Raw genomic sequence first — 23,773 nt, forward strand, 5'->3', positions numbered from 1 at the left:
TAATTGTCAAATATATTATTTTAAAGTATCTAATGATAAAATGGCCTCAGTTCGCATTCACGAAGAAATTGGTCAATAGTCCAGGGGTTTCCACTACCTTCATTGAATTATCTCGATAAAATAAAGTGTACATAATACAAAAACTATCCTTACCCATATACAATAAGAGTAATTAATGGCTTCTTAAAAGATATTGAAGAGTCAGCTGTACCTAATCTTTCGGAACAATATATTATCTGGTTAAGTAAACAAGAGGTATTGACTTAGAACCAAAATACAATCTTTACCCTGTTCGAATAATAAGTAAAAGTACTTGGTGTTTTTAACGTTAAATAAATTTGGATTCATTGGACGAAGTAGTACCTTTGTCTATATACTAGGGATATTGTCATATAGAAAGTAGGTTGGAAAGATGAGTTTGCCAAGTGTGAATTCTACAGATGTAAAGCATTCTATTGCCGGATTTTACTATCAACTTTTAATAGCTTGCAATGAGCTCGTTTCTATAACTAATTACCCAAATGGTTATGTAGGAGTTGAATATGGAGCTGACATTAGAGTAAATAAAGGTAATGACAGATTCATAGAAGCAAAGTTCTACAAGAACGATACTTTTTCCCGATATAGTGAAGCAATTCGTCATACAATATACAACTTCTATCATACATATAGGACAACAAAAACAAGTGGTACATTTAACATAAACACTAATGTCCCTATTTCTAAATCCGGCATTGAATTCTTTGATAACTGGAACAAAGGTGATTTTAAAGACCCTTCCGATTATATTCATTACGTTAAAGACTGTTTAGTATATGAATATATTGAAAAAAAACCTATCAAACAAGTATTTGAAGATTTTAAAAGTACTCATAAATCGAAGTTCCCTGAACAGAAGAAACCACAATATAAGTCTGAACTAATTAAGCAGCTTAAACTTGACCATAAGAACTATATGAAATATATCCCTCATGACATTTTAATAAGCGATGAAGATATATTTAATTTTATAAAACAGGTTAGTTTCAACTTCCCGACTAAAAAAACAGAAAAGTATGATAGCGTAATAAGGTTGAAAGAAGATACAGAGAAAAAATTGATGATTTTATATCCCGGTTTTTCAGTACAACAATATGAAAATATTCGTCACCTAATAATGAATTCGTTTTTAGATACAACCGTAGACACAAATAATCATGCAATAAACGTAAGTAAACTCGACGAGTTAGTAAAGAATCATGAAGAAGATATAATCCAACTGATTAGTCATGATTCATTAGTTAAAACAATAATTGAAATTGAAAAAGAGTTAGTTAAGTATGAGAAAAAATTGAGAGTTAAAGGTTTTTCTAATCAAATGGAACATATCTTAAAAGTGGTAGGAGTATGTACAGAGCAATGGATCCAAGAATTGAAAACACATGGGGAAAAAACGGTGAATAGTAGATATTTAATGAGTGCCGAACATCCTTATCCATTAAACATAATTGACCTATTTAAAACAATGGGTGAAATTTCTTCGATTGCCGAAGATGATTTAGGTGAAGTTCAATTGGTTAATCTGGAGGGGATTAACAATTTTGGTTTTACGTCATATAAAGAATTTTCGTTGAAGACCACTCCTTCATCAAGCGATAGAGAAGATGAACAAACTTTAATAACTACGTTTATTGAACATAGCTTAAAGGAACAGGAATATCTTAAAGCTATTGGCGACGAAACAATTGTATTCGATGCTCAATGTAAGATTTGTAATTATGACAAAATAGAAATTGAAAACATTGTGATGGACATTGCGCGACCATTTGGGAGTATTGTACAACAGAGTTTTTATCAATCTTTTCAATATAAGTGCACAAAATGTCTCAAACTTGTTACGCACGATGATAAGTGTTCATTTGCAAATGACATTAAGAAAGGATTGTAAAAATGGAGGATATATTAAGAAGTCTTGAATTATCAAATTCCTTAACATTTGAAGACTTGCCTAATTGCAGAATCTGCAATTTAGATAAAGATAAGATACTGATTATCTCGTGTGTTGAAGATTTGCACGAGATTCAAAATATAGTCAATCGATTACCTGGGTTAAGACAAAAAATAATGAATGAAATAAATAACCGTAAAAATATAGAACATGTACAAACTGAGAAAATACCTATGTCTAAGTTTCTATGGGATATGTATATAGTGGTTCTACACAAAATTAATGATATAGACTCCAAATTTGAATCTGCAGAAATAGCTGAATATGAACGAGACCGATTTGTTGCTAGGAAGATCATAATCGAATACGAGCATATTTCTGAACTGCAAAAAAAATTCAATGAGTTATTATTCCCAGAACGAATTTTAAATGATTTCCCTATGATTGAGTTTGAGGATGATGAATCTGAAAATGATTATCTAACTATTCAAGGGTTGCTGCAAGATATAGAAATACTTTTAAAGGAGGGGGATTAAAATTGTACCTAACCAGTGTGAAAATAAAAAACTTCCGAGGATATGGTGAAAACCACGAAAGAGAAGACTGCTGCTTTGTATATGACGATTTAGATGCACCTCTAGTAATATTCAAAGGGTATAACGGCTTTGGAAAAACATCTTTCTATGAAGCCATTGAATGGTGTCTAACCGACAAAGTATACCGATTAGAAAAATTTTATGACGATAAAACTTATCAAGTAAACGAATTAAAAAGAAGCCACTACTTGAAATTTTATCACCCCTCACATGGGAATACATCAAATAGAGAGATCTTTGTTGAACTGATTTTTAGTAACGGAATGAAAATTGTCAGAACGACTAAAAATAACATACTTCGAACAACTGTAAAAGATAATTCTTATATGTCAAAAGTCTTAATGGGATATGATGAGTTAAAAGAGGTTTCGACTGAGGAAGTATTGCATGCATTTATTTTAAAAACTAAAGATAAAGAAACTTTTTTTCTTACTCATATGCTAGGTCAGGAAAGCATAAGTGATTTTTTAAGGCATAACTCCCCTTCCGAGAGAAGAGAAATTTTCATGCGTCTTTTGCAAGAAGAAAAATTGAACGAATTGTTTTTAGGGATTCAAAAATATAAAACAAACGGCAATGCTCTTCTCAGGAAATACAGCAAGTTTGAAAAAGAACAGAGCAAATATGAAAATGACCAAAAGGAGATAGAAAATTTCATAAAGAGACTCCACTTCAGTGATATTTCTAGTTACTTGAAATCCCTTAATAAATGTTATTCTCAAATTGAGCCGTTAATAAAAGAAAACATTGTTGAAGATGAATTAAATCTCGATTCTCTTATTCCCTCTGACGGGATAAAACTTAAAAATAGTGTATCAATGCTACAAAGTATAAGTTTCACGCAAGATAGAATACCCTCATTAAATAAAAATCTTATTACAAAACATGAAACATTGAAACGCTCGAAAAAGAAATTAGAAACCTTAGAGCTTTTAGAAATGGCAGGAATTAAAATTAATAATTCCGGTCACGCTAGTAATTTATTAGAGAAAGATTTCAAAGGTTTGCAAGAACAACTTCGAGTTATTACTCAAATAGCTAATGATTTTGATGAAAACAAAAATGAACTTGATAATAAAGTAAAAAAGTTATCAATCCATAATCAATTTTTTTCATTATTATCCCGAAATATTGATTTAACCGAAATGACAATTAAAGAAGAGCTTTGGGAAGATATCAATAAAGAAAAAGCTGATTATATATTATTTTCAAATAAGTTCAAACAACATTTACAAGGAAAATCAATTAATTTGATAGTACAAACAATAGATTTAGACTGGTTTAATAAAATAAAAAGTAACTTTGAAAAGCTTCAAATTGAGAGGCAAATAGAACTTGTTAATTTAGAAAACTTACAAATACTAAAGGGGAATATCTCTAAATTAAACAAACAATACCAACAATCATTAAATAGCGTAAAACAACTAATTAGTAATAATCCACAAGAGATAGATAATTGTCCTGTCTGCTTGAATAAAGACTTCACAGACGATAAGTATTCAGATAGTAATATAAAAAATTGGGATTCATCCCTTGATATATCCAATAAGCTTTTAGCCATAATTGATTCTACATTTTCTGTTGGAAATGAACAAGTTGAGGAATTATCCCAAAGAGAAAGTGCAGTCTTATTGAATATAAGACAAATAGAAAAAGAAATAAAGGAAGATATCCTGGTTAAAATAACTGAACGTTTAAATACTATTAGAATTCTATTTACTACCCAATTTACCGAGTTAGAAAAACAATTTAATGATAGCATTTCTAAACTAAGTATTGAAATTGATAAACAAAAAGACAAAAAAATGATTATTTCACAACAAATAGAAAGATTTAATGAGTCTATAATTGCACTTTACGGAAATGATTTCAACATAAATGAGTTAGATTTATTAAAATTAGAACAAGTTATTAAGGATAAAGAATTATGGTTTAAAGAAAAAGCGCCAATGTTAGATTTACTAAACGGAGATATTAACCAGACGGTAATACAGAATGAAATAACTTTAATAAAGGAAAGTGACATTAATACGTATACGCTGGAAGAATTATCAGGTAGTATTCAAGACACTTCTAAAAAAATAGAATATCTTAACAAACTGACATCATCATTTGATCTACTAATCAAATATAAAATTCCTGCAGAATATGAATCAACTCTGAGCGAATTCGATCGTATTGGAGAGAAAATAGAGCAAATTTCTACACAAAAACAAGTAATACAAGGCTATCTAGGACAAATCGATATATATCACGAGAAATTATTAAGTAAGCAAAGACAAGTAATACAAGAACGTCTAGAGGACCACCCAATCGTCAGCTGGGTTTATGAAACCATAAACCCACACCCTTTTTACAAAAAATTACACATTACTAATACTGATAGAGGTACAAACTTTACAGGTCAAACCCAGCTCGACGATAATATAGATTTATACTTAGATCAAATTTTCAGTGCTGCTCAGTTGAATATTTTAGCATTAAGTATTTTTTTCGGTTTAGGTTTGACTCAACGCTATAGTAAATTGCAACAGTTGTTCTTAGATGATCCAATTCAGAGCTTAGATGACGTAAATATACTTGCCTTCATTGACGTATTAAGAGCAATAATGGACTCTAAATATGGTGATAAACATATTATTATCTCAACACATAATGAAGATTTCGCTCAATTATTAGCAATAAAGATGAGGAACAGAAGAGTGGTTCAGTATAGTATCGTCGGTTATACTGAAGAAGGACCAAAAATACGAAAATCATAAACTTTTATTAATGGTGCTGATAGTAAATTATTAGCACCATTTTTTCATTTTTCGATCTTAGAATATTAACGCCCAAATATTTAAATGTTCTAATACCATAATCCTTAAATCAGATCTGGAAACCAACTAACTTTTTGATGATTGCCTCTCCGACTCTCGAAGGGAATCTTTACAAAAATTATGTGTATTTAAATATAATTTGTTAAACTATAATATGACATCTCTTTAATGAAACCTCGTATCCGGCAAAATACCTCGTAGAATATTACTGTATTCAGAATGATTTAATCGGAATTATAAGATACAATTTCAATGGAAAAATAATATTAATGAAAAAGAAGTGAATTTAAATGAGCAAAATAGCAATTTTGGCAGAAAAACCATCACAAGCAAAAGCATACAGTGAGGCCTTCTCTGTTAAAAAACGTGACAGAACTTCTATTGAACTAAATCCATGTAGTACGTTTCCTTCCGGCGCAATCATTACTTGGGGTATTGGTCATTTAGTTGAATTAAAAGAGCCCAAAGAATACAAGAAAGAATGGGCTTCATGGAATTTAGCAACATTACCAATCCTCCCAGACAAGTATGAATTTAAAGTTGTAAAGGATAAGCAGGCACATTTCACATTTATTAGGAGTTTGTTCAATGATCCTGAGATTTCGACCATCGTGAATGCCTGTGACGTGGACCGCGAAGGATCAAATATCTTTTATTCCATCTATCACATGACGGGGGCCAAAGATAAATTAATTAAACGGCTATGGATTAATTCTTTGGAAATCGATGAAGTTCGTAAAGGATTCAACAATCTACTAGACAATAAAAAGGACTTATTGCTCTATGAAGAAGCAAAAGCACGACAAATAAGTGATTGGCTTGTGGGCATGAACGGAAGTCGGCTGTATACTCTTCTTCTACAGAAAAAAGGATTTAAAGAGAGTTTATCAATTGGCCGCGTTCAGTCCCCTACAGTTTACTTAATTTATCAAAGACAAATGGAAATTGAAAAATTTGTTTCTGAACCATTTTTTGAAATTGAATCGACTTTTACCGCTGGACACGGGACATATAAAGGGAAAGCAAAAGCAAAAGAGGCGAAAAAAGAAGATATTGTTGCCCTTCTAAGAAAGCATGCGCTAAGTCCAAAATCACCTGGGATCATTACTTCTGTCAAACATACCGAAAAAAGAACGCCACCTCCCCAACTTCACTCGTTGTCGACATTGCAGGCGACAGCGAACCGATTATGGAAGACAAGCCCAGCGGATGTACTGAAAGTGATGCAGGGCCTTTATGAAAAGAAACTTGTTACCTATCCGCGTACAGATACTCAGCACATTACAACAAGTGAATTTAATTATTTGTTGCCGCAAGTGGATGCGTATCAACAGCTTATAGGACAAACATTCCCGATTGCTTCATCTTCACCTAAGAAGCGCTACGTTGACAATACGAAAGTCCAAGAACATCACGCAATTATTCCAACAAAAAAGGTCCCTTCACAAGCTGTACTCAATGGTTTATCGAGTGTAGAACGGAACTTATATGAAGAAGTTGTCCGCACGACGCTTGCGATGTTCCATACAGATTATCTGTACACAGAGACCAAAGTGACTACTGATGTAAACGGATTATTATTTTTCACAACTGGTAAGACCGAGCGTGATATAGGATGGAAAGCATTATTCAAACGCTCAACAAATAAGGAAAGTAAAGAAGAACCTTCTCTTCCTCCCCTTACAGAAAACGAACCCGTGAAAAGTAATATCGGCATAAAAGAAGGAAAAACGCTTCCTCCGAAGCCATATACAGAAGGTCAACTCATCGCAATGATGAAAACATGTGGGAAACTTGTTGAGGACAAGGAAGAAACGGAAATTTTAAAAGAAGTTGAAGGATTAGGCACAGAGGCAACGCGAAGTGGCATTATTGAAACGATTAAAAGGCATAATTATATAGAAGTAAAGAAAAATATTGTTTCCATTACTGATAAAGGACGAGTCCTCTGCCAAGCAATCGAAGGGAATCTTCTTGCCAGCCCTTCAATGACCGCAAAATGGGAAGCTTATTTGCGAAAGATTGGGAACGGAGAAGGAACTGGGGAGCGTTTCCTTGGAAGCATTGCGAAGTTCATTTATAGCTTATTGGAAGATGTACCGAACCAACTCAATGCCAAGCCCATTGATGCGAAACTTGTCGCAAATGTTGCAAGCAAGATGACTCGACGAACATCCTACAAACAAGTAGAAGTTGCGCCTTGCCCTACTTGTAAAGAAGGCGTCATAATAGCTCGAAAAGAGTTCTACGGCTGTAGTGCTTACAAAGAGGGGTGTAAACAAACATTCCCCGGTATCTTTTTAAAGAAAAAGCTAACGCCTAGTCAGGTCAAGCTTTTATGTACGAAGGGAAAAACGAACGTCATCAAAGGGTTTACAGCCAATACCGGCAATAAGTTCGATGCACAGCTTGCACTTGTCGATGGGAAAATAACAGTGGAACTTTAATATTTTTTCAGGGGATAAATGTTGCCAGGTTCTAAAGAAATTCAGAATCCAGTGAGAAGCAAACACAATAAAGCAATACCTGTGTTGACAGGTTTTTTCTTTGACTGTCGCAGCGGGTTAGTCAAATATATTAGAAAGTAAAAAATACAAGTTAATAGATCAAAAAAGAACACTAATGAACTATGCCATTTGTGTTCTTTGAAATTAAAGTTTGGACTTAGATTTATCCTAAACGGTCACCTTTTTGGACTCCAAGACTATTGATACGATGCTAAGTACTTTTATCGAAATTCTATTGGATAAGACTTCCCCCAACTTCATCGAGATAATTAATTCGCTAAATGCTATAGAGAGCACCGTCACAAAAGATATCAATACAAATCATATTTTGAATATCTAGATAAGAACAACATAAAAACTCATACTAACTGAAATAGCCTTCTTTAAAGTTAAACGTTCTTTAATGATTAAACTAGCAAACAAAACCATAAATGCGGGTGTTGTAGAAGTTATTCCTCTTTCTTATTATTATTTAAATTTCATAGCATATTAATAAATGCTTACATTCATATCATAAATGAGAAAGTTGAAGTAATTCTCTTTCTAACTTACAGATTAAGTCTATAAGGTTGGACTCATCTTTTTTTCTTTTAGTTTTTCTACGATCGATAGTATGAAATAAACTACTCTCTATTTCTTTAACATAGTTTATATATTCATCCTGAATATTATTATCATAAAAAGAAAGAACTGGTATAAAATCATCACCATTTATCGTAAATTCCAATGAAGTCATTTTAGACAAAAGAACTAGTCCTGCATCAGCAGTTACTAATTTTAAATCTCTAAGTCCATATTGTGCGCTTTCATAATACATCCTTTGAAAAAACCTCAAGTAATTTATGTCCCATGTAGTATTCCATGCATTTACTAAAGGGTTTAATTTCCCAAACTTAAAGATCTTATCTGCCGGTATTTGCATATCTGAAGTGCCTAAAAAATAATTAATAGCTATATTGGTTTCTATTGCAAGATTCGCTTTTAAATCTTCATTAACAAATCTTAGATACTCTTCTACAGCTTTTTTCTTATTCTTTTCTTTGATTTGTAAGATCATGATTTTTAAAACTGCTGAATATGTACCTGCTAACAATGGGTTCGGATGATTTTGTATTTGTTCTACTAGCGTATTACTAATGGGAGTTTTATCTATTTTAAAACTATTCTCGAAAATTACCCCATTCCCATTTGCATGATCATTTAGCTGTTTTTTATCTAATCTATATATATTTTCAAAAGCTAATTCCATCTTAGCAGCCTTTTGGGGATTTTCTTGTATCAATTTCATGTCCCAACAGGCCTCCGAAATACCTAATCCAGGTACAAATTCAACATCAAAATTATTATTTAAAAATTCTAATGTAGCAATTCTATGATGTTCGTTCATTTTATTTGGGGAAAAACAAAATTTTTCAATATTTATTGCTACATTGCTATCCAGTATTAAAGATTTATGTGTATAATCCCTTTTTTTAGAAACTCCAATATAATGATAATAGCCTTTGCTATCTTGAAATACATTATCCATTTAGCTTCTCACCCCATTAAAATATTCATATAAGAGATTATTCATTGGAAATCAATTTATTTTAAACTCTTATATTTATTGACCTAATTAAATTTGCTACAATCTTCATACCAACACTTCTCTATTCACACATCAAAGTCATCTAATAGTTTTTGCATGTTCTGATTTTGTTTTTCACTCTTGTCATTCTCTGCATTACTCTCATCTGTCACATCCGGAAAATACGATGATAAATTCTCCAAATCTGTACTTTTTTCTTTATAATCCTCTATATCAATAAGCTTGTCTTTGATATTCAATTGGCTTATTTGTGAGCCTTGTACGCCCTGTAAGTGTGGATAGACGCTTGAAACAACGATGTTGTTATAAAGCTGCTCATAATGTGCTGTACGCTTTCTCTGTTTTGCTACTTCATCTTTTAATGATTGGACTTCGGCTTGTCCATTCTGATAACGTTCCTCTTTTTCTTTGTATTCCTGTAATTCCTTGTAGAAATCATACAGCAAGATTTCCAGATCAAGTAATTCATTTTTCAAGGCTAGCTCATCATTACCGTATTTCTTAAAGATCAAGTCAACACTAGGTAGAATCGTTTCGTTATTACCTCTTAACGGGATATCAGTGATAACAGGTTCATTCAATTCGTCAATGTAGTCCTTGAGACGGCGACTCCATGTGTTCCGGCCTACCTTTGTCTCTTTCTCAAGAAGGGACGGGGTTAATTTCTTACCATGATATTTATATTTCGTATCTAGTGCTAACTGTTTTAACTCTTCATCCGTCCATTCTTTTGGTCTTCCTCGACTTTGGCTTTTATTGATCTTTGCCAAACGCATCAGCCCCCATTACTTTCGAGTCAATCATTGCTTTCATATCCATGTATGCCATTAAATTTCGGGATGTTGATTTTAATAAATCATCATTTCCTTGTCTGTATATTTTAGATAAATTCATCGATAAATCTTTCATTAATTCAATGGATTCGCGGATTTTCCCTTCAAGACTTCTTGATGAGTCTGACAGCCACGTAATTGCTTCTGTTTGTTCGTTTAAGCTAGGTTTAAACGCATAGTTCGAACAAAACTCACAGTGCTCTATACAAGTTTCGGGAAAAACATCTTTTTGCTCAGTGCAGTATCCGTGCTTCACACGCCCTACAATGTTTTCTAACGTATTAATATCAATCGACTTGCCTTTATCGTAAACATATCTTTTCCACCCAAAAATACCACTGTTCATCTCACCAGTGATAGTATTTTCCACCCTTTTCTGGGCTAAACGATAAACATAGGATTGTGCAAAATGCTCAGCGTGTGAGTAATAACTAAACTGACTCTTAATTACGTCATGACCAGCCATTCTTGCTATAGAGAGCATATTGAAGCCTTGTAGTGCCATATTTATGATAGCAAAATGCCTTGTGTCTCCTGACTTTATTCTCTCAAGGTCATACTTGCCGTAAATACCTTCAACGACCTTTTCATAAAAATGTTTTTTTAGTAAATCAAAATCTCTTCGATTAATTCGTTCATTTTTCTTTGGTATCTTGACTTTACGGTATGCCCATAGTAATTCCACTGGAAATAAATACTTAGATTCTGAATCGATTGTTTCCAACAGTTGTATAGCATTTTTTATGAAGATGTACGCTTTCTCGTCAATTTCAATAGAATCCATACGAAGATCAAAGCCAGGCGAATTCGACTTGTTTTTTATTCTAGGTATTGTAATTCTGTAAGGTGAAGCGTAGTTTTCGTTGAATTGTAAACAATCTTTTTCCAACAATAAAAATTCGGTTGGCCGCATCGGTAAGGTATTCGTTAGCAACCACCACAACATAATTGGAAAGTACTCTAAAGTTTCTTCGGTTGGGTGGTTTTGAAAGTAGTCATTAACGATATCATCAAAAATCATAATATCTTCAAAGGCAGGTAACTCCCTTGCAGTACCTTTGTAAGTTTGATGATTACTACAAATATCAATAATTTCCTTGTAATTAGTAATTTTGTAAAAGGAAAGAAATCGTTTTATATCAATAGACATTTGGTATCCTTGATATTTGTAAGTTTGACTTTGTAGTTCTAATAACGCCTCTAATTTGTCAGGAGATGTAAATCCATTACTTTTGAGAATAGCCTTCTTTATTAAAACAAGTTCATTGTAAATTGAAATAGGGGTTCTTCCAGATAATAATCGAATGACAGAATAAGCTTTGAGCGCTTTATTGAATTTATAATAAACCTCGATATCGAACGAGATTATCAGTGGATGATCCGATATATTGCAGGGCAATTTCCAGTGGGATTGGTCGAATGAACCAATAACATGATTGCCTTCTGCAAGTTGCTCAAACATTTTTTTATATTGCTTTAAGTCAAAGGTGTCAAACTTAACATTTTGTTTTCTTTCTATTACTTCATTTGGGTTAAGGGAATCAATTGTTACTCGAATTTCCATTGAAACACCTGCTTTCCATTAATCCATCAAAACTTTATGAGCCACATCCTCAATCCTTTTCCATGTCTTCTCGATGTCAATATAAGCTTTGACTCTTTCATCTCCAAATTCGAGACGTGCTTCTTTCCATATGAATAATGCGTGCATTAAAAATCTTGACTCTCTTCGTAAAATCACATCATTCGTTGCTTCTTCAATATTTGTAACAAGCCGGCTCAACTCTTCTTTCAATTGAATAAGCATTAAATTTCCTGGAATGACATATTCACATGAAAAGCAATTCGATAGCTTCGGATTTTTACAATTAGGAAAAACTAAACATTGTGCATGCTCATTTTTGGATGGAAGATCCCCATTAGCTAACCTTGTTATAATTTCTCGAATTTCCTCTTTCGAATACTCTTTCAACTTGGAAATGACCGATTGTCGTTTTTTATAAATGTTCTCTAGCAAAGTCTCCATACTGTCAGTTTGATTTTTTAAAGGCATTGGAGCTAAGCTATTGTTGACGAACTTGGCTACACTTTCTAACTCAAATGGAGATATTTCTTGCCTTACTTGTTCAATAAGATTACTTCGCTGTTCTAACGTGTCCTGCATGCCCTGAAACTGCGAGACGTATAAGATTAGGTAATTGTATAGCCAACCAAAATGTCCCCGTTTGAAAAGGTTATAGGACACCCTATTAATCGATCCATCTTGATTAGTAGCTTGAATGTACTGGCTCGTCGTATCTGGACTTTTATGTGATCTTGATACTTGTGTAAGATGTAAAGCTAAGTCACTATCCTGTCCATCTTCTTCAGTCACAGAATAGAATAAATACGTTGCAACGGATCTATTCATCATGAGTGAACTAAATTTATATTCTGAAGTACTTTTCATCTCATTGAAAAAGCTTCGATGTCTCGCTTTTCCTTGTGTTTTAATGTTGCTAAACTTTCCTTCCAAAAAACTATCTAGAAGCAAATAACTTTCGTCAATGCTTCGATGTAACTCTGAAATGATTAATGCTGTTGCTAACGATACTATTAAATCTGGAGACACGATGAATGTAAGTAATTCATTTGTTTTACTTGTTCTTTTATAGCGGAAGTGGGTGTAAAGTTGATTGATAATTGTTTGTGATTGATATTCGGACAACTCATTTTCATAAAACCAATCGAACGAATAGATATTTACTGTTTCTAAATCGATGTTGGGAGTGTTTAGGATCAAGTCCTGCCCTCTAATGAAGTCAGTTAGTAGTAAGATTGTATATACCCACATGTTTACGTAACAACGATCCTTTAGAGCGTTAGGTGTGTGTCTATCTATATCTTTCGTGTATTGATAAATTTCGTGAAATAGTTCGGGCGAATACATATCTTGTTTATTTTTATTTTCCGTGGTACTTACCAAACTAAACTCTTGGTCCGGTTCTATATTTTTTTGATGATAAACATGCCTTAAAAAGACTATCAATATTTTTTTCTCATGTTGTCGCAATGCCGAATTTGCACCTAATATACTTGATATGTCATCAGAAGGAACAAGATAAATCTCATTTTTAATTGTGGTCGCTAATTTTTTATAAAGGCTTTCTAACGAGCGAACACGATTTCTTTTGTATCTTGATGTACCATTCATATTATTTATTTGGAGTAAGCAAAACTGCTTATAAAGTACCTTAGTTTCTATAAGCTTTTTACTGATATCCACAGAATCTATAAAACTGATCAATTCTTCATACGCCCTTTTGGGTGCATAATCAACTTTTTTGCTAGACTCTTCTAAGGTTCTTGCAAGTCCATCTACATCAGATATCGGTATACGCCAAGAGCCCCCTATTTTAAAGGCATTTGGAAATTTATTTGGTTTTGTAACCATTTGACTTACTGCGGCGTTAGTTTTTCTTAATCTTTTAGCTGCCTCGGCAATTGATAAAGTACCTTTCTCTAAACGCCTTCTTTCTTCAATTTCTTTTCCCCATTTTTCAACATCGGCTTCGGAAATCCACCACTTTCCTTTTTGTTTAAATGCTTTAGTAAACGCTCCTTTTTGTAGCCTTTGTAGTATCGCGTCTCTTCCTACTTTTAATTTCCTTTCTATCTCAACAGAATTTAGAAAACCCAAAGTGCTAATTGTAACTTCCGCTGGTTTTCGAACTATCTTTTCAACTTTTTCTTTTTTTGGTTTTTCTCTTTTCTGGAAATCTCCCTGAATTTTTTCAAAATCTTTTAGGGGAATCCAAGTCTTCCTTGTAGATTTATAAGCATTTGGAAAATAATTATTTTCTAATAAGCTTCTTACCTTTGTAAGTGATCGATAGCCCAATCTTTTAGTTGCTTCTTCAAGGTCGATGGCATTATCGGTGTTGAGGCTTTCTTCATATTCCTCAATATCTTTTAAAGGGATTCTCCATTTGCCAAAAACATCTTTGAAAGCATTCGGAATTTTTTCTTTGTGAATTAGTTCCGTAACTGTCGCACTGGAATTCAGATTCAGTCGTTTCGCGACTTGAGTTGTGTCTATTGATTGAGAATGTTGTTTTTCAATCACTTCGATATTGGATATTGGTATCCACCACTGTCCATTAGCTTTAAAAGCATCTGGTAGAATAGACTTCTTTATCAATTGGTGTACTGAAAACTCCGCTTTATACCCTAACCTCTCAGTAACTTGCGTTGTATTTAAACAATCCTTTACTTTCGATAAAAAGTTATCTATATCGCTAATTGGAATTCGCCAACTATTATTGAACTTGAATGCATTTGGAAATCTATTTTTTTTCAACTGATATGACACGGCTTGTTTTGATTGAAATCCTAACATTTGAGCAGCTTCATTAAGCCCTAAAGTATTCAATGTCTTTTCTTGTTCCTCTAAGTTATTAAATGGTAATTTTAATTTCCTGTATTTTTCTTCTTTTCTATTCTGAAGGATTTCTTGGACTTCTCCAAAATCTGTAAGTGGAATCCAGATCTTCCCCTTAAATTTGTAGGCATTTGGGAAAGTATTATTTTTTAATAAGCTTTTCATCTTGGTATGAGACTGATAACCTAGTCTTTTAGATGCTTCATCAAGGTCTATAGAATCATTAGTGTTATAACTTTCCTCAAATTTCTCAACATCCTTTATTGGGATACTCCACTTTCCTAAATTCTCCTTAAAGGCAATTGGAAATTTATTTTTGTGTATTAATCCGATAACTTGGGCACTTGATATATCCAATCTCCGTGCAACTTGTGTAGTACCCAAGAATAAGGATTGTTCCTTTTCAAGCGCTTCGACATTTGATATTGGTATCCACCATTGACCATTTTCTTTAAAAGCATCGGGAAGAATAGATTCTTTTATCAATTGATAAACCGGAAACTCTGATTTATAACCTAATCTTTCGGCGACTTGCATTGTCCCTAAACAATTCTTTACTTTCGATAAAAAATTAACTATATCACCGACTGGGATTCGCCAATTATTATTGAGTTTAAAGGCATTTGGGAAGGTATTTTTCTTTAATAAATTTAACACGTTTTCTTTTGAATGAACTCCCAATATCTTCATAGCTTCCTTAAGTTCAATAGCCTCTAACATCTCTTCATATTTTTCTATATCTTTTAGAGGAATTCTCCACTTGTTGTCAATTTTAAATGCATTAGGAAAAAGATTTTTATTAATTAAGCTTGTAATATAGTTCGACGATGTTACTTTGAGTCGCTGAGACACTTCCTCCGCACTTAATGACTCTAGTTTCATTTTCACAATATGTTTAATATCATTTTCTGGTATCCACCACTGTGCGTTCTGTTTAAATGCATTGGGTAATTTAGATCTCTTTATTAATTCCAATACAGAAGCTTCATTGCCAGCTTTGTAGCCAAGTCTTTCTATGGATTCTTTAACAGTGAGGCAGTTAGTGGTATCTTTCAAACTATTTTTATAGCTATCATATTCATTTGCAGGGATTCTCCATCTGCCTCCTATTTTAACTGCATTTAGGAAATGATTGCTTCTAATCAAAGCGTTAACGTCATTAAGTCCTACTCCTAGCATTTTGGAGACTTGATTAGTCGATAAATAGTCAACACTGTTAGGTCCACTTTCACGCTTCCCCAAACTACCACCCCTTTCTGTCTATTAACTTAGGAATGTATACTTCATGCATATTCGAAAACTTATCTTCAATTTTCTTATGAATCCTTTCAGTTGAGACCATATATGTTAAGGATGAATTGATATTCGAATCCCCACGAAGGTGGGCGATTTCATAAGGGTTTTCTGCGTCTTCTGCAATCATGTTGGTAAATGTGCCACGTCCAATATGCGTGGACCATTTCATATGTTTCAAATGCTTCGCTAAAAGCTTCTGTTCACTATCGCCACGATTTTCAAGTAAAGCAATAAAATGATCCTTCACCTTTTGAAAATATTGTCTATAACTTCTTTGGGATAATGCTTTACCATCCCTATTAACAAATAAAGCATTACTTCCATCGCTAGGCTTATAAAGGCTAATATGGTCTTTAAACAGATTATGTCCCCAATCATTTATTTCTAATACTCGCTGTGTCCGCACCTTCTTTACCGAGGCATGTTCTTTTAAGTCTGTTCGGAAGTTCTGATTCTTAAGCTGCAAGATAAAGTCGCCTTCTTGCATCCTCCTGGCTACTTGTGTTCTCTTTAAATTCACTACCTCAGAAACCCTTAGACCACCAAACAATTGAAAGTACAAGCCTAATGCAATCGGTTTCGCTACCGCTATAGCCACCTCTAGCAACAGTGGAATGTAATTAATCGGCAAAGTATGTTCAATCTCTTTCATTGATTTTGACGGATACAAAGGTTGAAATGGAGATTCAAAATACGTTCCTAAATGAGTTTCTTTTTTCTCCAAAACTCTTTCTGGTTCTAAAGGAATTATATTTATCTTCATTAGCCAAAAATAAAATAGCGTTAAGGTTCTTTCAGCATCTTTTACTGTTGATCTTTTAACGCCTTTTAACGCTAATTGATTTAGATACTCTGTTCCATGATTAATTGTCAAATCTCTCAAAGAGGAAATTTTTAATTGTCTCCTGCTATCGGCCAAGTAATTTAAAAACTGAACAATATTATTCGCATGCTTGCGCTGGGTGTTATACTGTCTGTTTTTCCAATTATCAATGATAAACTGACTAATTGGATGGATTACATGTACATCAAGCTCCATATCTTTCAACCCTATTACAGCAAAGTGCTTCTTATCTATATCCCCATTACTGTGAAAGATATAATCAATCCAAACAGGAATCGTACTAAACTTTATGGATTGGTTGTTATCGAAATGAAGGATCTTCCTATCCATTAATAAGCCTCCTATCCTCTTATTTTTGTACAATATTTAACAATAAGAAATATAGTAGATATGTATTGATATTAGAATAGCAAGAATTTTCTTTATGTGCAATAATTAACTTGTAATTACATACAGAGTTCCTTAACTTTATTAGGTTAACAAGCATATTGGCGATACATATATGTACATTTATATTATGCGCAATGTTATAGAGATAAGTGGACCGTGAAGGATCGAATATCTTCTATAGTATTTATTATCAAACAGGCGCCAAAAACCAAACGATAAAGCGGCTTTGGATTAATTCGCTGGAAGTCGATGAAGTGCGCAAAGGATTCGCGAATTTACAAGACAATCGCAAAGATCTTCTGATGTATGAGGAGGCGAAAGCCCGACAAATTAGTGACTGGCTTGTCGGGATGAATGGTTCTCGGCTCTATTCCCTTCTGTTGCAAGCACGCGGCATTCGAGATGTGTTTTCAATCGGACGTGTGCAATCACCGACTGTTTACCTTATTTATCAGCGGCAAATAGAAATTGAAGCATTCGTTTCTGAACCATTTTATGAAATCGAAGCGACGTTTACTGCCGCAAACGGGACATATAAAGGTAAGGCCAAAGCAAAGGATTCGAAAAGAGAAATTATCCGGGACCTTCTCGCAAAACATAATATCCATCCGAAATCACCTGGTGTAGTTACTTCGGTAGAAACGGTCGATAAACGGACGCCGCCTCCACAGCTACATGCACTGTCTACACTACAAGCAACGGCAAACCGCCTATGGAAAATAAGTCCTGCGAATGTATTGAAGACAATGCAAGGGCTCTATGAAAAGAAGCTCGTGACGTATCCAAGGACGGATTCCAGGTATATCACACCAAGTGAATTCACCTATCTCGCTGGACAAGTAACCGAGTATCAGCAGCTTATCGGTCATACTTTCCCTGTCGCATCACTCGCTCCGAAAAAGCGCTATGTCGACAGTTCAAAAGTACAGGAGCATTATGCAATCATTCCAACGAAGAAAATTCCTTCACAAGGGGTACTTGCTGGGCTCTCGACCATCGAGCGTAACTTATATGAAGAAGTTGTCCGCACCACACTCGCTATGTTCCATACTGATTATCTGTACACTGAAACGAAAGTGACGACAGAAGTCAACAAGCTCCCATTCTTCACAATCGGGAAGACGGAACGCGATAAGGGCTGGAAAGCATTGTTCATCCGTTCGGCGAAAGAAAATGACAAAGACAAGGACGAGCCAACGCTACCGCCACTTGTGATGCACGAACCTGTGGAAAGTGATATCGGCATTAAAGAAGGCAAAACGATGCCGCCGAAACCGTATACAGAAGGCCAACTTATCGCGATGATGAAAACATGCGGAAAACTTGTCGAGGATAAAAAAGAGACCGATATTTTAAAAGAAATTGAAGGACTCGGTACAGAAGCTACCCGAAGTGGAATCATCGAAACGATCAAACGGCATGCTTATATCGACGTAACAAAAAACATCGTTTCCATTACGGATAAAGGGCGCATTCTCTGCCAAGCAATCGAAGGGAATCTTCTCGCAAGCCCGTCCATGACTGCTAAATGGGAAGCGTATTTACGAAAGATCGGCAATGGTGAAGGAACACAGGAACGTTTTCTCGGCAGCATTGCGAAGTTCATCAACAGCTTATTGGAAGAAGTACCGGGCCAATTAAACGCCAAGCCCATTGATGCAAAACTAGCCGCCAATGTAGTGAACAAGATGCCTCAACGGACCTCCTATCAACAAGTCGAAGTCGCTCCATGCCCTGCTTGTAAAGAAGGTATGATTATTGCACGCAAAGAATTCTACGGTTGCAGTGCCTACGCAAGTGGTTGCAAGCAGACTTTTCCTGCTGTCTTTTTGAAAAAAAAGCTCACGCCTACTCAAGTTAAACTTCTCTGCACGAAAGGAAAAACGAATGTTATAAAAGGTTTCGTCTCCAATTCTGATAAGAAGTTTGATGCGAGCTTAACGCTCGTAAATGGGAAAATAACGATTGAGTTCTAAGCGAAAATAACTACAAAAGATATCCAACCCAAAATCTATGGGATTGGATATCTTTTTTTATCCGCCCTATTAGGTAAACTTTATTTTAATTCAAGTTGACACAACTGCTAGATTACGCTTAAAATAATTGATATGAACTAATTAATTTATGTATGGGGATGTCTTATGAAAATTAGAGAAATGACTCATGTCGCTTTATTCGCTGCACTTATGGGAGTATTAGGTTTACTCCCTCCTATTTTCCTGACATTTACACCCGTTCCAATCACGCTCCAAACAATCGGGGTATTGCTTGCCGGAGGGATTCTAGGTGCACGATTGGGGGCAATCAGTCAAATTGTTTTCTTATTGCTCGTTGCTGCTGGGCTTCCCCTCTTGTCTGGTGGACGAGGGGGCCTAAGTGTATTTGTCGGACCAAGTGCAGGTTATTTGCTATCCTACCCTATAACAGCATTTTGCTTAGGTACTATTCAATCCCGCTTGAAAGAAGTTAAGGTAGCTGCTATTTTACCTATCAATTTGACTGTCGGTATTTTCCTAATTTACTTGTTTGGAATACCCGTGCAAGCTTTCGTTATGAATATCGATCTGTTGCTTGCGGTCAAGATGAGTCTTGTCTACTTGCCTGGTGATACTATCAAAGCGACCCTCGCAACATTTCTGGTCGTCAAATTAAAAAGGTACCCCATTTTTAACAAAAAGCTACTTTTCACTTAAAGAGCACATTCATGTGCTCTTTTTTCAAAAAGGAGAATTCATGTGCCGACGATTACAAGTTCCTATCAACAGCAAGTCATCGACAATCCTGACAAAATTGCCATTCAAACATCTTCCGAGGCGATTACATACCGCGATTGGTATACAACCGTTTGCAAAACAGCAAATTGGTTACATTCAATAACAGCTCCCTGCGACTCTATCGGCATTTTCATGCCGAACAGTATTGCTTTTCTTCAACTTTTCACAGGCACCGCCATGGCTGGTCGCATTGCCGCCACATTTGACGCAAAATGGAAACCAACAGAGCTTGAACAACGTTTAGAAATCTCTTCCCCCTCAGTCGTTATTACAACCGCCGGATTGGCTGAACGGATAAGAAGCACGGAGTTCACTATCATTATTTGGGAAGACGCTTCGGAGCAAATCCTCCAGTGTGATTATTCATCGTGTGAAAATGTCACAGGAGAAATGCCATTTTACATGGGGTTCACCTCCGGAACAACTGGTGTCCCGAAGGCCTTTATCCGTTCACATGATTCATGGATTACTAGTTTCGAATGCAGTCGACATGATTTTCATATAAACGAAACAGATCACGTTTTAATTCCGGGTGCACTCATCCATTCCCATTTTCTTTACGGGGCAATCAGCGTATTGTATTTAGGTGGAACAATTTATCTGCTAGATAAATTTTCACCTTTACTTGCACTGAACTTCATCGAAAACTACCCGATAACAATACTTTATGTCGTACCTACAATGGTCGAAGCGATGCTTTCAGAAGACATTATCATCGATAAACCCATACAAATCATATCTTCTGGAGCGAAATGGGAAGTAGATTCAAAACAAAAAATTAAGGAGCAGTTCCTTCAAGTAAAGATGTTCGAGTTTTACGGAGCGAGTGAACTAAGTTTTGTATCTTTTTTATGTAATGACTCCGATAAGGACAAACTTGGATCAGTAGGAAAGCCATTTCATAACGTTGAAATTCAAATAAGGCATACACATCTGGATGAAACATCAGCTCGAGAAATTGGAACGATTTTTGTCAGGAGCCGAATGCTTTTTAACGGCTATATTCATCCCGGATCACGTTCCATTCAATCAATAAAAGATGATAACGGTTGGGTAACTGTGGACGATATGGGCTATTTGGATGAAGACGGTTACTTATACATCGTCGGGCGTGAGAAAAATATGATCTTATACGGTGGAGTGAATGTATTTCCTGAAGAAATAGAAACGGTCCTTCTAAAACATCCGGACGTGGATGAAGCAGCTGTCGTTGGCATGACTGATCCATACTGGGGACAAATACCGGTTGCCGTCATAAAAGGACACGCATGCAAAAAGGCATTAAAAAAGCTCTGTATTGAAAATCTGTCCTCCCATAAAATTCCCCGTAAATGGTTTTTCGTCGAAAAGATTCCTCATACAACTAGCGGTAAGATTGCCCGCATGCATGTTAAACAATTAATCGAAACCGAGGTGATTAGAAATTAACAGAGCAGTTATCGTACAAGCGAAACGAACACCTATTGGAAGAAAAGACGGGGTGTTCCGAGATGTCGAACCTCATATTCTTGCGGCGCCTCTTCTCCGAGAATTGTCGACGGGGATTACACATGAATTAGACGAAATCATCTTAGGGGACGTTATAGGACCTGGAGGAAATATTGCGCGTTTGTCTGCGTTGGAATCAGGGCTTCCTTTATCAGTAGCTGGGATGACGATTGATAGACAGTGCAGCGCGGGCCTTGAAGCCATTCGGACGGCGTGCCATTTCATACAAGGTAAAGCGGGCAGCTGTTACATCGCTGGCGGTGTGGAAAGCGCTAGCACTTCCCCATTTCCGAAGAGGGCACGATTTTCTCCTGACCGTTTAGGCGATCCTGATATGGGTGTAGCTGCAGAAAATGTCGCACAAAAATATAAAATCACTAAAGAGATGCAAGATGATTATGCACTCCTTAGCTATACTCGTAGTTGGCATGCTTTTCAGGAAGGTTTATATAAACCCGAAATTATAAAATTTGAAGAAATAAATAAAGATGAAAGCTTCTATAAAGAACGCAATATGGAAAAACTACTGAAACGCGCAAAACCTATTTTCATAAAAGATGGCGGTACAGTTACTGCTGCAAACAGTTGTGGCATTAATGACGGGGCTGCGGCAGTAGTGGTTATGGAAGAAGGGCTAGCGAAGAAACTCCACATGAATCCCGTTCTACGATTCATCGACAGTGAAGTGAGTGGGATACACCCTGATTTTCCTGGTATATCTCCGGTTCCGGCAAGTCGGAAGTTACTAAATCGAAACAGTCTATCGATTGAGGATATCGACCTGTTTGAAATAAACGAAGCCTTCGCTTCAAAAATCGTTGCATGCGCGCAAGAATTATCAATTCCCTACGAAAAACTAAATGTTTTGGGTGGTGCTTTGACAATGGGACATCCTTACGGGGCTTCCGGTGCAATACTGGTCACTCGACTCTTTTATGAAGTTCAAAGAAGAAAAGGGATGCAATATGTGCTCGCTTCCATTGGAAGTGCCGGTGGTGTTGGGCTAGCTGTTTTATTTGAGGTGATTCGATGAAAACAGAAAAACAGGAGTTCATTTTCCAGAAAGAACAAGTGCAGGAATATATACAAATGCTTGGCGACTCAAACCCTGTATATGAAAGTCAAACAAAAGCTCAAAGGCTTGGGTTTCAAACCATTCCTATCCCGCCCGCTATGCCAATGACTCTTTATAAATCATTCGCATTACCATGGACGTTGAAAGCACCGGTTATCCTTCGTAAACAACAGTGCTTAAACCACACTAAAATGTACATTGATGAAGTATATACCGGTTTTATTTCATTATCTGATGTGAAAGTGAAAAAAGGACATACATTCAGTAAACAGACACTTTTTTTATACAATGAAGAGGGATATTTGTGTTTTAGCGGAATTTCCCAAATCGTTTCAGGTGAATTGCTATGATTGAAATCCAGTTATTTTTAACCCAGCAAGATATCGAAAACTATGCTGAGATTTCCGGCGATTATAACCCAATCCATCTTAACGAAGAACAGGCAAAAAATCATGGGTTTTCAGGAAGAATCACCCATGGCATGCTGGTCATGGGGAAAGTTTGGAGTAAGGTTTCAAACAGCTCGTTAACACCTATTAATTTCCCGAAAAAGTATGAACTTGATTTTCATTCGCCAATCCATGCCGGAGATATTGTAGCTCTACGAGTCAAACACAATGCAGATAAACTTCAAATTGAAGGCATATGCAAAGGGAAAATCGTTATTAAAGGATTGATTACAATAGCGTAAATTATAATCAAACACAAAAAGCCACTTCCCGAAATTGACGGAAGTGACTTTTTTATTTGACTATATCAATTTATTTTTTCGGACTTTCTTTTTCAGTTAAAAATGTAATAATAACAAACAATGCAAAGCTAATGAGTAAAATTGTTCCACCAACGATGTACAGAATAAGTGACAGTGTTTCATTCACCCCAAACGGTCGCATGAATTGTAGCCACATACCTGACGTCAGACCGATTGCTCCGATAATCCCAGTCCATCCATGAATCGCAATCAGTTTTTTTGCTCGGACTTTGTAAATTCGATAGAAGACGCCCCAAGCAAATAGAGACAACCAACCAACTAATAGAATGTGCGCGTGAATTGGACGGAATGCAGGTGATCCTGCTCCGGCCATATGTGAACCTAATACTGTACCGATCAAACCAAAAATTGCTGCTATACGAATCAATCGTAGACTCCATTTTGCTTCCATATTAAATTCCTCCTGTAATGTTAATGTTATACCCTTATCTTAAACATCCT

The 23,773-nt window shown here is 35.4% G+C and carries 16 protein-coding genes and 1 pseudogene; 10 read left to right on the forward strand and 7 right to left on the reverse strand.

Features of this window, described 5'->3' with window-relative positions; translation table 11 throughout:
* The first annotated feature begins 412 nt into the window (after nucleotides 1–412).
* The 4 genes from H7992_RS23660 (at nucleotide 413) to topB (ending at nucleotide 7,792) form a co-directional block, all read left to right on the forward strand.
* A complete protein-coding gene (locus H7992_RS23660) occupies nucleotides 413–1,927 on the forward strand; it encodes a hypothetical protein (protein ID WP_187046225.1) in 1,515 nt (504 codons plus the stop codon).
* Between the two features lie 2 nt (nucleotides 1,928–1,929).
* Nucleotides 1,930–2,463, forward strand: a complete 534-nt coding sequence (locus tag H7992_RS23665) for an ABC-three component system middle component 1 (protein ID WP_187046226.1) — start codon at nucleotides 1,930–1,932, stop codon at nucleotides 2,461–2,463.
* Nucleotides 2,464–2,465: 2 nt separating this feature from the next.
* On the forward strand, nucleotides 2,466–5,285 hold the full coding sequence (locus H7992_RS23670; RefSeq protein WP_187046227.1) for an AAA family ATPase: 2,820 nt from the start codon (nucleotides 2,466–2,468) through the stop codon (nucleotides 5,283–5,285).
* A gap of 350 nt (nucleotides 5,286–5,635) precedes the next feature.
* Complete coding sequence (gene topB / locus H7992_RS23675; protein ID WP_187046228.1) at nucleotides 5,636–7,792, forward strand: type IA DNA topoisomerase; 2,157 nt, start codon at nucleotides 5,636–5,638, stop codon at nucleotides 7,790–7,792.
* A 399-nt stretch (nucleotides 7,793–8,191) separates the two neighbouring features.
* Here the strand turns inward: topB and H7992_RS24950 are convergent.
* The 6 genes and pseudogenes from H7992_RS24950 to H7992_RS23700 all read right to left on the reverse strand — a co-directional run.
* Nucleotides 8,192–8,305: pseudogene (locus tag H7992_RS24950) on the reverse strand (EamA family transporter); the annotation flags it as partial.
* Between the two features lie 58 nt (nucleotides 8,306–8,363).
* Entirely contained in the window at nucleotides 8,364–9,380 is a 1,017-nt protein-coding gene (locus H7992_RS23680) for a hypothetical protein (protein WP_187046229.1), read from the reverse strand.
* A gap of 125 nt (nucleotides 9,381–9,505) precedes the next feature.
* A complete protein-coding gene (locus tag H7992_RS23685) occupies nucleotides 9,506–10,210 on the reverse strand; it encodes a hypothetical protein (RefSeq protein ID WP_187046230.1) in 705 nt (234 codons plus the stop codon).
* On the reverse strand, nucleotides 10,194–11,837 hold the full coding sequence (locus tag H7992_RS23690; protein WP_187046231.1) for a tyrosine-type recombinase/integrase: 1,644 nt from the start codon (nucleotides 11,835–11,837) through the stop codon (nucleotides 10,194–10,196). The genes H7992_RS23685 and H7992_RS23690 overlap by 17 nt, the downstream gene beginning before the upstream one ends.
* Nucleotides 11,838–11,855: 18 nt before the next feature.
* Entirely contained in the window at nucleotides 11,856–15,935 is a 4,080-nt protein-coding gene (locus H7992_RS23695) for a helix-turn-helix domain-containing protein (protein WP_187046232.1), read from the reverse strand.
* Between the two features lies 1 nt (nucleotide 15,936).
* Nucleotides 15,937–17,163, reverse strand: a complete 1,227-nt coding sequence (locus H7992_RS23700) for a tyrosine-type recombinase/integrase (protein WP_187046233.1) — start codon at nucleotides 17,161–17,163, stop codon at nucleotides 15,937–15,939.
* Between the two features lie 314 nt (nucleotides 17,164–17,477).
* On the opposite strand from H7992_RS23700, the gene H7992_RS23705 reads away from it, so the two are divergent.
* The 6 genes from H7992_RS23705 to H7992_RS23730 all read left to right on the forward strand — a co-directional run bounded on the left by H7992_RS23705 (nucleotide 17,478) and on the right by H7992_RS23730 (nucleotide 23,251).
* Nucleotides 17,478–19,199, forward strand: coding sequence for a type IA DNA topoisomerase (locus H7992_RS23705; RefSeq protein WP_255428537.1), 1,722 nt, complete (start codon nucleotides 17,478–17,480; stop codon nucleotides 19,197–19,199).
* A gap of 165 nt (nucleotides 19,200–19,364) precedes the next feature.
* Nucleotides 19,365–19,916 (forward strand): biotin transporter BioY, encoded by a 552-nt coding sequence (locus H7992_RS23710; protein WP_187046235.1) that lies wholly within the window; start codon nucleotides 19,365–19,367, stop codon nucleotides 19,914–19,916.
* Nucleotides 19,917–19,958: 42 nt separating this feature from the next.
* Nucleotides 19,959–21,425 (forward strand): AMP-binding protein, encoded by a 1,467-nt coding sequence (locus tag H7992_RS23715; protein ID WP_187046236.1) that lies wholly within the window; start codon nucleotides 19,959–19,961, stop codon nucleotides 21,423–21,425.
* The gene (locus tag H7992_RS23720; protein WP_187048031.1) at nucleotides 21,421–22,518 is read left to right on the forward strand and encodes an acetyl-CoA C-acyltransferase; all 1,098 of its coding nucleotides are present in this window, start codon (nucleotides 21,421–21,423) and stop codon (nucleotides 22,516–22,518) included. The genes H7992_RS23715 and H7992_RS23720 overlap by 5 nt, the downstream gene beginning before the upstream one ends.
* Nucleotides 22,515–22,910: an FAS1-like dehydratase domain-containing protein gene (locus tag H7992_RS23725; protein WP_187046237.1), complete on the forward strand. Its 396-nt coding sequence runs from the start codon at nucleotides 22,515–22,517 to the stop codon at nucleotides 22,908–22,910. Before H7992_RS23720 ends, H7992_RS23725 begins: the two co-directional genes overlap by 4 nt.
* Entirely contained in the window at nucleotides 22,907–23,251 is a 345-nt protein-coding gene (locus H7992_RS23730) for a MaoC family dehydratase (RefSeq protein WP_187046238.1), read from the forward strand. The genes H7992_RS23725 and H7992_RS23730 overlap by 4 nt, the downstream gene beginning before the upstream one ends.
* A 70-nt stretch (nucleotides 23,252–23,321) precedes the next feature.
* On the opposite strand, the gene H7992_RS23735 is transcribed toward H7992_RS23730, so the two are convergent.
* Nucleotides 23,322–23,723, reverse strand: coding sequence for a hypothetical protein (locus H7992_RS23735; protein WP_187046239.1), 402 nt, complete (start codon nucleotides 23,721–23,723; stop codon nucleotides 23,322–23,324).
* Between the last annotated feature and the right edge of the window lie 50 nt (nucleotides 23,724–23,773).

The organism is Sporosarcina sp. resist (assembly GCF_014302295.1).
GTDB lineage: Bacteria > Bacillota > Bacilli > Bacillales_A > Planococcaceae > Sporosarcina > Sporosarcina psychrophila.

Coding starts and splice junctions, on each gene's coding strand:
- H7992_RS23725 (WP_187046237.1), top strand. CDS start 22,515: ATGAAAACAGAAAAACAGGAGTTCATTTTCCAGAAAGAACAAGTGCAG.
- H7992_RS23710 (WP_187046235.1), top strand. CDS start 19,365: ATGAAAATTAGAGAAATGACTCATGTCGCTTTATTCGCTGCACTTATG.
- H7992_RS23730 (WP_187046238.1), top strand. CDS start 22,907: ATGATTGAAATCCAGTTATTTTTAACCCAGCAAGATATCGAAAACTAT.
- H7992_RS23690 (WP_187046231.1), bottom strand. CDS start 11,837: ATGGAAATTCGAGTAACAATTGATTCCCTTAACCCAAATGAAGTAATA.
- topB (WP_187046228.1), top strand. CDS start 5,636: ATGAGCAAAATAGCAATTTTGGCAGAAAAACCATCACAAGCAAAAGCA.
- H7992_RS23680 (WP_187046229.1), bottom strand. CDS start 9,380: ATGGATAATGTATTTCAAGATAGCAAAGGCTATTATCATTATATTGGA.
- H7992_RS23700 (WP_187046233.1), bottom strand. CDS start 17,163: ATGGATAGGAAGATCCTTCATTTCGATAACAACCAATCCATAAAGTTT.
- H7992_RS23660 (WP_187046225.1), top strand. CDS start 413: ATGAGTTTGCCAAGTGTGAATTCTACAGATGTAAAGCATTCTATTGCC.
- H7992_RS23665 (WP_187046226.1), top strand. CDS start 1,930: ATGGAGGATATATTAAGAAGTCTTGAATTATCAAATTCCTTAACATTT.
- H7992_RS23735 (WP_187046239.1), bottom strand. CDS start 23,723: ATGGAAGCAAAATGGAGTCTACGATTGATTCGTATAGCAGCAATTTTT.